The following is a 13,464-nucleotide window of genomic DNA, read 5'->3' as shown; positions in this document are numbered from 1 at the left end:
CCATTCCTACGGATGATCCAGAAGTCATGAAAATTTTTTCTACAACCGAGTCAATTGGAGTTACACCAGAGCAAATTAATTGTAAAACGGGCACACTTGGCATTCCTGAGTTTGGTACAAAGTTTGTGCGACAAATGTTAGAAGAAACCAAGCCAACCACGTTCTCGGAGCTAGTTCAAATTTCGGGACTATCTCATGGTACGGATGTATGGCTTGGAAATGCTAATGAACTAATCTATGATGGCACTTGTTCTTTGAGTGATGTAATTGGTTGTCGTGATGATATTATGGTTTATTTAATTTATCAAGGATTAGAGCCCTCCATCGCCTTTAAAATTATGGAATCTGTTCGTAAAGGAAAAGGTGTACCAGAGGAATGGGAAGAAGAAATGAAAAAAAATAATGTTCCAGGTTGGTACATCGATTCTTGTAAAAAGATAAAATATATGTTTCCAAAGGCCCATGCTGCCGCATATGTATTAATGGCTGTTCGTATCGCTTATTTCAAAGTCCATTTTCCTCTCTTGTTTTATGCTGCATATTTCACAGTGAGGGCGGACGATTTTGATGTGGAAGCAATGACAATTGGGTCAACTGGTATTCGTGCTAAAATTGATGAAATTGTGCAAAAGGGATTGGATGCATCAACGAAAGAAAAAAATCTACTTACTGTTCTTGAGATGGCGCTAGAACTGTGCGAACGCGGTTTCTCCTTTAAAAAAGTGGATTTGTATCGTTCTAGTGCAACAGACTTTATTATTGACGGTCAATCATTACTTATTCCGTTCAATGCGATTGATGGACTTGGTACGAATGCAGCGTTAAATATCGTAAAGGCACGCCAAGAAGGAGAATTTTTGTCAAAAGAAGATTTGCAGCAGCGGTCGAAAATTTCGAAAACAATCATTACCTATTTAGATAGTCAAGGATGTTTAGAATCTTTACCTGACCAGAACCAGCTCTCCTTCTTTTAACACACTTTGCAAATCGCTATGTAATATGCTACAATATTCTAGGGTAATCTCGGACAGTATATTTTGCGAAAAAGAGTGGGGAAACCCACTCTTTCGTTTTACTACTAGCTTATTTCAGTGAGCGAGAGCTGTTCGCCTAATATAAAGATGTTTATAAGCACTTGCTGTTGTTTAATGGTAAAAAGCCTATTCTTGCATGGATTGCATCGGCTTTTGTGATCCTATTTCATAGCAGAGAGGAGGAACTTCATGAGCAAAAAAGTGACAGAAATTGTAGAAGAAATCGCACAACCAATCATAGATGAATTAAACTTGGAGCTCGTAGATTTGGAATACGTAAAAGAAGGAAAAGATTGGTTTTTACGTGTTTTTATCGATTCTGAAACAGGTGTTGATATCGAAGATTGCGGTATGGTAAGTGAACGATTAAGTGAAGAGTTGGACAAACATGATCCAATCCCTCATCTATATTTTCTAGATGTTTCGTCTCCGGGTGCAGAACGTCCTCTAAAAAAAGAGCAGGATTTTCATAAGGCAATAGGGAAACAAGTAGCTATTAAAACGTATGAACCGATTGAGGATAGCAAACTGTTTGAAGGAAAGTTGCTTTCTTATACCGGTGAAACAATTACACTCGCTATTATGATTAAAACACGTAAAAAAGAAGTACAAATTCCAATGAGTAAAGTTGCAAGCGCACGTCTTGCCGTTGCGTTTTAGTTTAGAAGGGGGATCTCCATGAGCACTGAATTACTAGATGCATTGCTCGTCTTAGAAAAAGAAAAAGGAATAGGCAAAGAGGTAATAATTGAAGCGATAGAAGCTGCTCTTATTTCTGCCTATAAACGAAATTTTAACCAAGCTCAAAATGTTAGAGTAAGCTTAAATCAAGAGGTTGGAACGATTCAAGTATTTGCACGGAAGGAAGTTGTGGATAGCGTGTTTGATCCACGTTTAGAGCTTTCTATCGAAGAAGCACGACATATAAATTCTAATTATCAAATTGGTGATGTAGTTGAACTAGAAGTTACACCTAAAGACTTCGGTCGCATTGCTGCTCAAACTGCTAAACAGGTTGTAACGCAGCGTGTACGTGAAGCAGAACGAGGCGTTATTTACTCAGAATTTAGCGACCGTGAAGAAGATATTATGGTGGGAATCGTGCAACGTCAAGATGCCCGCTTCATTTACGTGAGTCTAGGTAAAGTAGAAGCTTTGCTTCCACTAAATGAACAAATGCCAAATGAACAGTATAAACCGCATGAACGTATTCGAGTGTTCCTAACAAAAGTCGAAAAGACGACGAAGGGACCACAAATTTTCGTTTCTAGAACACATCCAGGATTATTAAAACGATTATTTGAACTAGAAGTTCCGGAAATTTATGATGGAACGGTTGAAATTCGTTCGGTAGCACGTGAGGCAGGCGATCGCTCCAAAATTTCCGTTCATTCTGATAACTTGAATGTTGATCCCGTAGGTTCTTGTGTTGGTCCAAAAGGTCAACGCGTACAACGTATTGTGAATGAACTTAAAGGTGAAAAGATTGATATCGTTCGCTGGTCCAATGACCCTGTTGAATATGTAGCGAATGCATTAAGTCCTTCTCAAGTCTTGAAAGTGATTGTAAACGAAGAAGCAAAGGCTACAACGGTTATTGTTCCAGATCATCAACTTTCGCTTGCAATTGGAAAACGCGGACAAAATGCTCGTCTAGCTGCTAAGCTTACTGGCTGGAAAATCGATATTAAGAGTGAAGAAGAAGCAAAGAAGGCAGGTTTATTGGACGAGTCTGACGATATGGATTCTTCTCTTGAATAGAGGTGAAGTAGAGTGAGTATCAAAAAGGTTCCTTTACGTAAATGTATGGTAACGCAAGAAATGAAACCAAAACGTGAACTCATTCGCATCGTTCGTTCAAAAGATGGAGAAGTGTTCATTGATGAAACCGGCAAAAAGTCTGGTCGAGGTGCTTATTTGACAAAAGATAAAGAAGTAATCCTTCTTGCGCAAAAGAAAAATGTCATTGAGCATAATTTAAAGGCGAAAGTAGATCCCTCTCTATATGATCAATTGCTAGAAATGGTAAATGCCAAATGAGCAATTGGGAATCACTGTTGGGACTTGCTAATCGAGCACGTAAGGTAATTTCAGGTGAGGAACTCGTTTTAAAGGAAGTTCGAAGCGGCAAAGCAAAGCTAATATTGCTCGCAAAGGATGCATCAGCGAACACAGCAAAACGCATTACAGACAAAACTAGCTACTACAAGGTACCACTCAAAACAGTCGAAACCCGGTACGTATTAGGGCATGCAATCGGGAGAGATGAACGAGTAGTTGTTGCCGTTCTGGATGAGGGCTTTGCGAAAAAGTTGCTAAGCATGCTCGATACAACTTATCGGGGGTGAAAGTATGGCTAAAATTCGAGTGTATGAATACGCCAAACAGCAAAACGTGTCCACTAAGGATATTATTACAAAACTAAATGAAATGAATATTGAGGTTTCCAATCATATGGCAATGTTAGATGAAGAAGTAGTAAATCAATTAGATAAGCAATTTAATGACACAGTAACGAAGAAGCCTTCCATCGTAGAAGAGTTTGATGAAGCAGAGAATGTAGAAGTTGTCCGAACTGCAAAGAAAAATAGTAATAAGAAAAAGAAAAGAGATAAAGACAAAAAATCATCCGATACACGTCAAGACCGTTATGCTACCTTACAAAAAGGACGTAAAGCAGCTGTGGATGTACCGGATAAAATTACTTTTGTTGGTTCACTTACAGTAGGAGAGCTTGCTAAAGAATTAGGAAGAGAGCCTTCTGAAATTATTAAAAAGCTTTTCTTGCTTGGAATTATGGCAACGATTAATCAAGATTTGGATAAAGATACGATTGAATTAATTGCAAGTGAATATGGTATAGAAGTTGAAGAAGAAGTAGTTCTTGATGAAACTAACTTCGAAGATTTCATCGATGATCCAGATGAAGAAGCTGATCTTGTAGAGCGACCATCTGTTGTGACGATTATGGGACACGTTGACCATGGTAAAACGACTCTCCTTGATAGCATACGCCACTCAAAAGTTACAGAAGGCGAAGCGGGTGGTATTACGCAACATATTGGTGCTTATCAAGTTGATGTACATGGAAAGAAAATTACATTTTTGGATACACCAGGACATGCTGCTTTTACAACGATGCGTGCACGCGGTGCACTTGTAACCGATATTACCATTCTGGTAGTGGCGGCTGACGATGGTGTAATGCCACAAACAATTGAAGCAATCAATCATGCAAAAGCTGCTGAAGTACCAATTATTGTGGCTGTGAATAAAATGGATAAGCCTGCGGCTAATCCAGACCGTGTTATGCAAGAATTAACGGAGTATGGTCTAGTTCCAGAAGCTTGGGGTGGAGACACTATATTTGTACAATTGTCTGCCCGCACTGGTGAAGGCATAGATAATTTGTTAGAAATGATTTTACTTGTCGGTGAAGTAGAAGAATGGAAGGCAAACCCAAATCGCCTAGCAATCGGAACGGTTATTGAAGCAAAACTTGATAAAGGGAAAGGACCTGTAGCTACTTTACTTGTTCAAAACGGAACGTTACGTATTGGAGATTCAATTGTTGTTGGATCCTCACACGGTCGTGTTCGTGCCATGGTAAATGACATTGGACGTCGCGTAAAAGAAGCAGGCCCATCTACTCCAGTTGAACTTACAGGTTTAAATGAAGTACCACAAGCTGGGGATCGTTTTATCGTATTCTCTGATGAAAAGAAAGCTCGTCAAGTTGGGGAAGCAAGAGCACAACGTGCTTTAATGGAGCAACGTGGTGATAAAGCGAAGGTAAGCCTAGAAGACTTATTCCAACAAATCCAAGAAAATGAAATGAAAGAAATTAATCTGATTGTAAAAGCAGATGTACAAGGGTCTGTTGAAGCACTTGCTGGATCACTTCGAAAGATTGAAGTTGAAGGTGTGAAAGTGAAAATTATTCATACTGGAGTAGGGGCAATTTCAGAATCTGATATTATTCTTGCATCCGCTTCAAATGCTATTGTAATCGGATTTAATGTTCGACCTGATGTGAATGCGAAACGTACAGCAGAAGTGGAACATGTTGATGTTCGCTTACACCGCATTATATACAATGCTATTGAGGAAATTGAATCCGCAATGAAAGGGATGCTTGATCCAGAATATGAAGAAAAAATTCTTGGACAAGCGGAAGTACGTCAAGTATTCAAAGTATCGAAAGTCGGTTCTATTGCTGGCTGCTACGTAACTGATGGAAAAATCACTCGCGATAGTAGCGTACGCGTCATTCGTGACGGTATTGTTATTTATGAAGGACAGCTAGATACATTGAAACGTTTTAAGGATGATGTGAAGGAAGTTGCGCAAAACTACGAATGTGGTCTTACTATCGAGAAGTATAACGATATTAAAGAAGGCGACGTAATTGAAGCGTTTGTTATGCAAGAAATTGAACGTAAATAATTTTATTGCAAGGCAAGCGAATAAGAAATAAATCACGAATGATTCTGCTGTGTCTATTTTTCACTATACGTTTGTAGTTGATCTATAGATGCGGCAGTAGTGGTTTACAACGAGGTGATAGTATGAAGCTACGTGCAAATCGCGTGGGAGAACAAATGAAGAAAGAAATGAGCGATATTATCGGTCGTAAAATTAAAGATCCCCGCATTGGTTTTGTCACAGTAACAGACGTACAAGTGAGTGGCGATTTACAACTTGCAAAGGTTTATATTTCTGTTTTAGGTGATGAAGAACAAAAACAGAACACGTTAAAAGGGTTAGCGAAAGCAAAAGGATTTATCCGTTCAGAAATTGGGCAACGCATTCGTTTGCGGAAAACACCTGAAATTACGTTTGAATTTGATGAATCTATTGGCTATGGTAACCATATTGAGACGTTGCTACATGATATAAACAAACAAGATAAGAATGAAGAATAATGGATAGACACAGTCTATCCATTTTTTCTGCAAGTAAATGAGGTGTGAGAATGAATGGAGTACTGTTACTTAATAAACCAAAAGGGTTAACATCCCATGATTGTGTGTTCAAGATAAGAAAGCTTTTAAAGGAAAAACGAGTTGGACATACAGGAACTTTAGATCCAGATGTAACTGGTGTTCTTCCAATCTGTATTGGACGTGCTACAAAAATTGCACAATTTTTGACAAGTGATACGAAAACGTACGAAGGTGAAGTAACACTTGGATTCTCAACAACAACAGAGGATGCTTCTGGAGAAGTGGTGGAACAAAAAGCCGTGGAACGAATCATTTCTCGTGATGAGGTGGAGGCTGTTTTAGCTTCACTCACCGGTACAATGAAAATGGTACCTCCCATGTATTCAGCAGTGAAAGTAAATGGGAAAAAATTATATGAATATGCTCGTGCAGGTCTCGAGGTGGAACGCCCCATTCGAGAAATTACTATCCATGAGTTTGCTCTATTAGATGATCGGAAAGAGTTTACAGGCTCTCCTCTTTCGTTTTCCTTTCGCGTAACATGCAGTAAAGGTACATACGTACGAACGTTAGCTGTCATGATAGGAGAACGGCTAGGATACCCAGCGCATATGTCATCTTTAGTCCGTACTGCTTCAGGACCATTTATGCTATCGGAGTGCGTAACATTTGAACAATTAGAAGAAAAAGTGCAAACTAATACAGTACAAGATATTTTGTATAGTATTGAACAATCATTACAAACCTTTCCGAAAATCATCGTCAAGGATGAACAAATAGAAAAAGTAATGAATGGTGCTTTTCTTCCTAATTCAATGCGCGATTATACCGGGTACTCACTTGTTTGCGATCAAATAGGTACATGCTTAGCGATTTATGAACAGCATCCACAAAAGTCAAACGTATTAAAGCCTTTAAAAGTTCTTGTGAACAATCAAGAATTAAAGATATAATGAGCAGTGGATGCTAGAAGATTATATAGAAAAAGTGTGAAACAAAAACGAGGCAATGGTTCATTATTTTGTTACAGTGTGGACACTTTTCGTACTCTAGTTTCACTATTAGTAAAGGTGGATCATGCGTGTGAAGGTAATTCATTTAACTCATCCTACGAATATGAAAATGCTTGATTTAGAACCTGCAGTAATGGCGTTAGGGTACTTTGATGGGATTCATCTTGGTCATCAAAAGGTCATTTTAACGGCTAAGGAGATTGCGGATAAACTTGGATATAAGAGTGCTGTTATGACTTTTTACCCCCATCCATCTGTCGTCCTTGGCAAAGATAAAGCAAAAGTCAAATCCATTACACCTTTATCTGTAAAGGAACAAATACTTGGTGCGATGGGTATTGATATTATGTATGTTGTTAAGTTTGACAGCACATTTGCTACGCTGCTTCCACAACAGTTTATCGATGATTATGTAATTGGTTTACATATTAAACACGTTGTTGCAGGCTTTGATTTTACTTACGGTCGTCTTGGAAAGGGAACGATGGAGACGATGCCATTTCATTCCAGAGGGGAGTTTACACAAACTGTGATTGAAAAAGTCGAGTTTCAAGATGAAAAGGTGAGCTCCACCTTACTGCGTTCCCTCATACAAGAAGGAAAAATGGATGAAATCCCTACTATTCTTGGCAGAAGATATCAAATAGCAGGTACTGTCGTTCATGGTGATAAACGCGGTAGACAAATTGGTTTTCCAACTGCAAATGTACAAGTGTCTTCGGACTTTATGCTGCCACCTACAGGTGTGTATGCTGTTCGCTTGAAAGTAAAGAACACATGGTTTAACGGTGTATGCAATGTTGGCTATAAACCAACATTTCAACTGGAAGAGAAAGTATTGTCTGTAGAAGTACATCTATTTTCTTTTCACGATATTATTTATAATGAACCGGTTGAAGTAGAGTGGCATTTTCGGATTCGCCCTGAAAAAAAGTTTCATGGTGTAGAAGAACTCGTTGCTCAAATTGCACAGGATAAACAAATGACTTTGCAATATTTTAAAGAGCAATAAGAACTTACTTGCTTTTCGTTATAAAAAGTAGTATTCTAAAATACGTACTTTGATTGAACCTTTTCTTGGCATTGCGATTCACCAACGCTTGCTAGGAACTTGGGGATTGATACTAAGGAGGTGAATAGGATGGCTATCGCACAAGAACGTAAAAACGAAATTATCGCTCAATTTAGAACTCATGAGACTGATACTGGTTCTCCAGAAGTTCAAATTGCTGTCCTAACGGAACAGATTAACACACTTAATGATCACTTACGTGTTCATAAGAAAGATCATCATTCACGTCGTGGTCTTTTGAAAATGGTTGGTAAACGTCGTAACTTGTTAAACTATCTTCGTAACAAAGATATTACTCGTTACCGTGAATTAATCAACAAATTAGGCTTACGCCGATAAGTAAGAAAGCGGGATGATTCCCGCTTTTTTATTAGGAAAAATATATTGTCTTCTTTTCATAGCTTTTCATCTTTTCGGAAATACTAGAGAAGGGTATAATCGACATATATTCTACTTTTACATAGAAGATTGTTTATATTGGAATAGAGAGGGGTACTTCAATGGATCAGGAAAAGCAAGTCTTTTCAATAGATTTAGCTGGTAGAGAGCTAGTTGTAGAAGCAGGCCAACTTGCAAAACAAGCAAACGGTGCCGTTTTAGTTCGTTACGGTGATACTGCAGTTCTTTCTACTGCAACAGCTTCTAAAGAACCAAAAAATGTAGACTTCTTCCCATTAACTGTGAATTATGAAGAACGCTTATATGCTGTTGGTAAAATTCCCGGAGGGTTTATCAAACGGGAAGGACGCCCTAGTGAAAAAGCTATTTTAGCAAGTCGCTTAATCGACCGTCCAATCCGTCCGCTCTTTGCAGAAGGATTTCGGAATGAAGTACAAGTTATTAGTATTGTAATGAGTGTAGATCAAAACTGTTCTTCTGAAATTGCAGCTATGATCGGCTCATCATTAGCATTATCAGTTTCTGATATTCCATTTGAGGGACCAATTGCAGGTGTTGTAGTTGGACGTATTAACGGGGAATTTATTATTAATCCTACGTTAGAACAAGCTGAAATGAGCGACATTAATTTAACTGTTGCGGGCACGAAAGATGCTATTAACATGGTAGAAGCCGGGGCACAAGAAGTGCCGGAAGAAATTATGCTGGAAGCTATTATGTTTGGACATGAAGAAATTAAACGTATTATTAGCTTCCAAGAAGAAATTGTACGTGCTGTCGGAAAAGAAAAACGTCAAGTAGAGTTATATGAAATTGATGCTGACTTTGAAAAGCATATTCGTGATTTAGCAGAAACGGATTTAAAGGCAGCCATTCAAGTGTTTGAAAAACATGCTCGGGACGAAGCGATTAAAGAAGTGAATGTACGAGTAATCGAACAGTTAAAAGCGGAAGAAATCGACGAAGCTATGATTGGGAAAGCAAATGAAGTTCTTCATACAATCGTGAAAGAAGAAGTTCGTCGCCTTATTACTGTTGAAAAAATCCGTCCAGATGGTCGTCAAATTGATGAAATTCGCCCATTATCTTCAGAAGTAAGCAAACTTGCACGTACGCACGGATCCGGTTTATTCCGACGTGGACAAACGCAAGTACTTAGTATCTGTACATTAGGTGCACTTGGCGATGTCCAAATTCTAGACGGTCTTGGAATTGAAGAAACGAAACGTTTTATGCATCATTATAATTTCCCGCAATTTAGCGTAGGCGAAACGGGTCCAATGAGAGGACCTGGACGACGTGAAATTGGACATGGTGCACTTGGAGAGCGCGCTTTAGAGCCAATTATCCCTTCTGAAAAGGATTTTCCATATACAATTCGTCTTGTATCTGAGGTGTTAGAATCGAACGGTTCTACATCACAAGCAAGTATTTGTGGTAGTACTCTTGCCATGATGGATGCTGGTGTTCCAATAAAGGCTCCAGTAGCTGGGATTGCGATGGGGCTAGTTAAATCAGGGGAACATTACACGATTTTAACAGACATCCAAGGTATGGAAGATCATCTAGGTGATATGGACTTTAAAGTAGCCGGTACTGCCAAAGGTGTTACAGCGTTGCAAATGGATATTAAAATTGACGGACTTTCTCGCGAAATATTGAAAGAAGCATTGCAACAGGCGAAAAAAGGACGCATGCAAATTTTAGAGCATATGCTAGCTACTATCCAACAACCGCGTGAATATTTATCAGCTTATGCGCCAAAAATCTTGACGATGTTTATTAATCCAGATAAAATTCGTGATGTTATTGGACCAAGCGGTAAACAAATTAACAAAATTATCGAAGAAACTGGCGTAAAAATAGATATCGAACAAGACGGACGTGTGTTTATTTCTTCTACGAACGAAGAAATGAATAAAAAAGCAAAGAAAATTATCGAAGATATTGTTCGGGAAGTTCAGGTCGGCGAAGTATACGTTGGAAAAGTAAAACGGATTGAGAAATTTGGTGCATTCGTTGAACTATTTAGCGGCAAAGATGGACTTGTACATATTTCTGAACTTGCGGAAGAACGCATTGGAAAAGTGGAAGATGTCGTTGCTATCGGTGATGAAATAGAAGTAAAGGTTATTGAAATAGACAAGCAAGGCCGCGTGAATTTATCTCGAAAAGTTCTTTTAAAGGAAAAGAAAGCAAAAGAGCAGGAACAAGAAGCAAAGAACTAACTTAATGAACAAGGAAGGCAGGGACATGTTCCTGCCTTTTTTTGTTCTAGTCATTCTTCCTTGTACATATTGTGTTACGAGGAGGGAATGACATGAAAGCAATGCGGTATGCAAGTATCATTGTATGTATGATACTAGGGTTACTAGTTCTACAAAATCCATATACGTCTGCTTACGTGAGTGAAATGAAGCAAGTTGTGCATGTGACTAAGTCGACAGATCCGTTATTCAATGAAATTGAGCAACGTGCACAACAGTATTATATACCGGCGCAAAATGCAGTTGTAGATAAAATTTGGAAGGCAATTCCAGGATACAATGGGCGGAATGTGGATGTACAAGCTTCCTATAAAATTATGAAAAAAAACGGAGTATTTGATGAAAATAAGCTCGTTTATACAGAGGTTTCTCCTACGGTACATTTAAGAAATCTATCGCCAGCACCTGTTTATCGAGGGCATCCTGATAAAAAGATGGTTGCACTTACCATTAATGTTGCGTGGGGAAACGAATATATTCCCTCTATGCTAGAAACATTAAAAAAGCATCAAGTATCCGCTACCTTTTTTCTTGAAGGTAGATGGGTAAAAGAAAATCCTGCACTGGCAAAAATGATTGGAGATGCCGGACAAGAAATTGGCAATCATTCCTACACACATCCTGATATGAAAACTCTATCCTCTGATAGTACGCGTGAGCAACTTGTGAAAACGAATGATATAATTGAAGCAGCTACGGGGAAGAAAGTGAACTGGTTTGCTCCGCCCAGCGGTAGCTTTCGTGATGAAACGATTACCATAGCTTCTGAACTCGGGCTTGGAACAATTATGTGGACTGTTGACACAATAGATTGGCAAAGGCCATCTGCTAGCACAATCATAGAAAGAGTAACGAAAAAGGTCCATCCTGGTGCTATCGTACTTATGCATCCAACTGAACCAACATCGCAATCGTTAGATTCTTTAATTGTGCAGTTGAAACAACAAGGATATAAGCTTGGCAATATTTCTTCTCTCCTTGACGAAAAACGAATTGATCAATAGTTATACATGACAGCAGTTCGTAAAATTGGTATGATAGAGAAATGGAAATATGTAATAATCTATCATCTACCCTCTGTTACGAATCAAAATTAATCCGTTCATACATTTGTTTGTAGGGATTCTATAGGGTAACATATTATTTGCGTTAGAATGTTACAGGTTATCCCGCTTAACCCGGGCTAACTATCAGTGAGGAAAACGTCTTCACTGATGGAAGTTTCACTTTATAGGAGGATGGCAATTGATCAATAAATATACTTGTAAAAATGGAGTAAGAATTGTATTTGAAAATATTCCAACTGTCCGTTCTGTTGCTATAGGCGTTTGGATTCATACGGGGTCACGTAATGAAAACGCTGCTAATAACGGAATTTCTCATTTTTTGGAACATATGCTGTTTAAAGGAACAAAAACGCGTTCTGCACGTGATATTGCAGAATCATTTGATAAAATTGGTGGTCAAGTAAACGCTTTTACATCCAAAGAATATACATGCTATTATGCCAAAGTATTAGATGAACATGGTGAGTATGCACTAGAAATATTATCAGATATGTTCTTTCACTCCACCTTTGAGGAAGAGGAAGTTAAGAAAGAAAAAAATGTTGTTTTGGAAGAAATAAAAATGTATGAAGATACACCGGATGATATTGTTCATGATTTATTAACAAAAGTTACATACGAAACACATCCACTAGGTTTCCCAATTTTAGGAACAGAAAAGACTTTGTCTACGTTTACAGGAGAAACGCTTAATCAATATGTGAAAGATTTATACACTCCGGAAAATGTAGTTATTTCCATTGCGGGAAATGTAGACGAGTCATTTATTCAAAAGGTTGAGTCATATTTTGGTGCATACGAAGCAACAACAAAGCGCGAATCTATACATAGCCCTGTATTTCATCACAATACAATTGCACGCACAAAGGAAACGGAGCAAGCACATCTTTGCCTCGGATTTCAAGGATTGAATGTAGGGGATAAAAATGTCTACAGCTTAATTGTATTAAACAGTGTGTTAGGCGGGAGTATGAGCAGTCGTTTATTCCAAGAGGTCCGTGAGCAACGTGGTCTAGCGTATTCTGTTTTTTCATATCATTCTTCTTATGAAGATACGGGGATGCTGACTATCTATGCAGGAACAGGAAGTCAACAATTAGAAACCTTGTATGAAACAATTCAACAAACGCTTGAAACCTTTAAAGATACAGGTATTACTGAAAAAGAATTACAAAATAGCAAAGAGCAATTAAAAGGTAGTCTCATGTTAAGTTTAGAGAGCACGAACAGTCGAATGAGCCGCAACGGTAAAAATGAGCTTTTGTTACAACATCATCGTTCTCTTGATGAAATGATTGAGAGTGTAAACAGTGTAACAAAAACGAGTGTAGATGAGCTGATTCGCACTATTTTTACAGATGATTTTTCCGCTTCTCTTATTAGTCCAACTGGACAATTACCGAAAGCGATTGCGAACCGATAAGATAATTGGCATGTTTCGCCCCCTCCTTACATACGTCTTATGTAAGGGGGGGTTGTTTTTGAGATTAAGTGAGCTAAGCGGGAAAGAAATCGTTGATTTAGAACGTGCTGAGAGAATGGGTGTTCTCGGTCATGCGGATTTAGAAATTGATGAGAGTGACGGCCGCATTCATTCTCTTATTATTCCAATTGGAAAATGGACTGCATTTCGACGGTCACAACAAGAAGTCCGCATTTCTTGGAG

The 13,464-nt window shown here is 38.5% G+C and carries 14 protein-coding genes; all 14 read left to right on the top strand.

What is annotated here, in order from left to right; all coding sequences use genetic code 11:
- Positions 1-974: helix-hairpin-helix domain-containing protein (locus AC11ZT_RS11765; protein WP_484059772.1), on the top strand; the 974-nt coding region annotated here is incomplete at its 5' end.
- A 249-nt stretch (positions 975-1,223) separates the two neighbouring features.
- Positions 1,224-1,694, top strand: a complete 471-nt coding sequence (gene rimP, locus AC11ZT_RS11760; RefSeq protein WP_484059771.1) for a ribosome maturation factor RimP — start codon at positions 1,224-1,226, stop codon at positions 1,692-1,694.
- Between the two features lie 18 nt (positions 1,695-1,712).
- A complete protein-coding gene (gene nusA, locus AC11ZT_RS11755) occupies positions 1,713-2,795 on the top strand; it encodes a transcription termination factor NusA (protein WP_484059770.1) in 1,083 nt (360 codons plus the stop codon).
- A 12-nt stretch (positions 2,796-2,807) separates the two neighbouring features.
- Positions 2,808-3,074, top strand: coding sequence for an RNase P modulator RnpM (rnpM, locus tag AC11ZT_RS11750; RefSeq protein WP_379967314.1), 267 nt, complete (start codon positions 2,808-2,810; stop codon positions 3,072-3,074).
- Entirely contained in the window at positions 3,071-3,382 is a 312-nt protein-coding gene (locus AC11ZT_RS11745; RefSeq protein ID WP_484059769.1) for a YlxQ family RNA-binding protein, read from the top strand. The genes rnpM and AC11ZT_RS11745 overlap by 4 nt, the downstream gene beginning before the upstream one ends.
- Positions 3,383-3,386: 4 nt before the next feature.
- Positions 3,387-5,480, top strand: a complete 2,094-nt coding sequence (gene infB / locus AC11ZT_RS11740; protein WP_484059768.1) for a translation initiation factor IF-2 — start codon at positions 3,387-3,389, stop codon at positions 5,478-5,480.
- A 122-nt stretch (positions 5,481-5,602) separates the two neighbouring features.
- The gene (rbfA, locus tag AC11ZT_RS11735; RefSeq protein WP_379967323.1) at positions 5,603-5,959 is read left to right on the top strand and encodes a 30S ribosome-binding factor RbfA; all 357 of its coding nucleotides are present in this window, start codon (positions 5,603-5,605) and stop codon (positions 5,957-5,959) included.
- Positions 5,960-6,009: 50 nt separating this feature from the next.
- A complete protein-coding gene (truB, locus tag AC11ZT_RS11730) occupies positions 6,010-6,933 on the top strand; it encodes a tRNA pseudouridine(55) synthase TruB (RefSeq protein ID WP_484059767.1) in 924 nt (307 codons plus the stop codon).
- Between the two features lie 130 nt (positions 6,934-7,063).
- A complete protein-coding gene (gene ribF, locus AC11ZT_RS11725; RefSeq protein WP_484059766.1) occupies positions 7,064-8,005 on the top strand; it encodes a bifunctional riboflavin kinase/FAD synthetase in 942 nt (313 codons plus the stop codon).
- 129 nt (positions 8,006-8,134) lie between these two features.
- A complete protein-coding gene (gene rpsO, locus AC11ZT_RS11720; RefSeq protein ID WP_379967332.1) occupies positions 8,135-8,404 on the top strand; it encodes a 30S ribosomal protein S15 in 270 nt (89 codons plus the stop codon).
- A 161-nt stretch (positions 8,405-8,565) separates the two neighbouring features.
- Positions 8,566-10,692, top strand: a complete 2,127-nt coding sequence (pnp, locus tag AC11ZT_RS11715) for a polyribonucleotide nucleotidyltransferase (RefSeq protein WP_484059765.1) — start codon at positions 8,566-8,568, stop codon at positions 10,690-10,692.
- A 185-nt stretch (positions 10,693-10,877) separates the two neighbouring features.
- A complete protein-coding gene (locus AC11ZT_RS11710) occupies positions 10,878-11,735 on the top strand; it encodes a polysaccharide deacetylase family protein (RefSeq protein WP_484059773.1) in 858 nt (285 codons plus the stop codon).
- A 241-nt stretch (positions 11,736-11,976) separates the two neighbouring features.
- A complete protein-coding gene (locus AC11ZT_RS11705; RefSeq protein ID WP_484059764.1) occupies positions 11,977-13,221 on the top strand; it encodes a M16 family metallopeptidase in 1,245 nt (414 codons plus the stop codon).
- A 58-nt stretch (positions 13,222-13,279) separates the two neighbouring features.
- On the top strand, positions 13,280-13,464 hold a 185-nt coding region (locus AC11ZT_RS11700; protein WP_484059763.1), incomplete at its 3' end, for a YlmC/YmxH family sporulation protein.

The organism is Ectobacillus sp. (assembly GCF_056992975.1).
Note: the sequence above shows the minus strand (reverse complement) of the source record. Positions and strands in the feature narration are given on the sequence as shown.

What these genes read in the sequence shown, in the direction of transcription:
- rimP (WP_484059771.1), top strand. Translation starts at nt 1,224, where the DNA reads ATGAGCAAAAAAGTGACAGAAATTGTAGAAGAAATCGCACAACCAATC.
- AC11ZT_RS11745 (WP_484059769.1), top strand. Translation starts at nt 3,071, where the DNA reads ATGAGCAATTGGGAATCACTGTTGGGACTTGCTAATCGAGCACGTAAG.
- pnp (WP_484059765.1), top strand. Translation starts at nt 8,566, where the DNA reads ATGGATCAGGAAAAGCAAGTCTTTTCAATAGATTTAGCTGGTAGAGAG.
- truB (WP_484059767.1), top strand. Translation starts at nt 6,010, where the DNA reads ATGAATGGAGTACTGTTACTTAATAAACCAAAAGGGTTAACATCCCAT.
- rpsO (WP_379967332.1), top strand. Translation starts at nt 8,135, where the DNA reads ATGGCTATCGCACAAGAACGTAAAAACGAAATTATCGCTCAATTTAGA.
- infB (WP_484059768.1), top strand. Translation starts at nt 3,387, where the DNA reads ATGGCTAAAATTCGAGTGTATGAATACGCCAAACAGCAAAACGTGTCC.
- rbfA (WP_379967323.1), top strand. Translation starts at nt 5,603, where the DNA reads ATGAAGCTACGTGCAAATCGCGTGGGAGAACAAATGAAGAAAGAAATG.
- AC11ZT_RS11710 (WP_484059773.1), top strand. Translation starts at nt 10,878, where the DNA reads ATGAAGCAAGTTGTGCATGTGACTAAGTCGACAGATCCGTTATTCAAT.
- nusA (WP_484059770.1), top strand. Translation starts at nt 1,713, where the DNA reads ATGAGCACTGAATTACTAGATGCATTGCTCGTCTTAGAAAAAGAAAAA.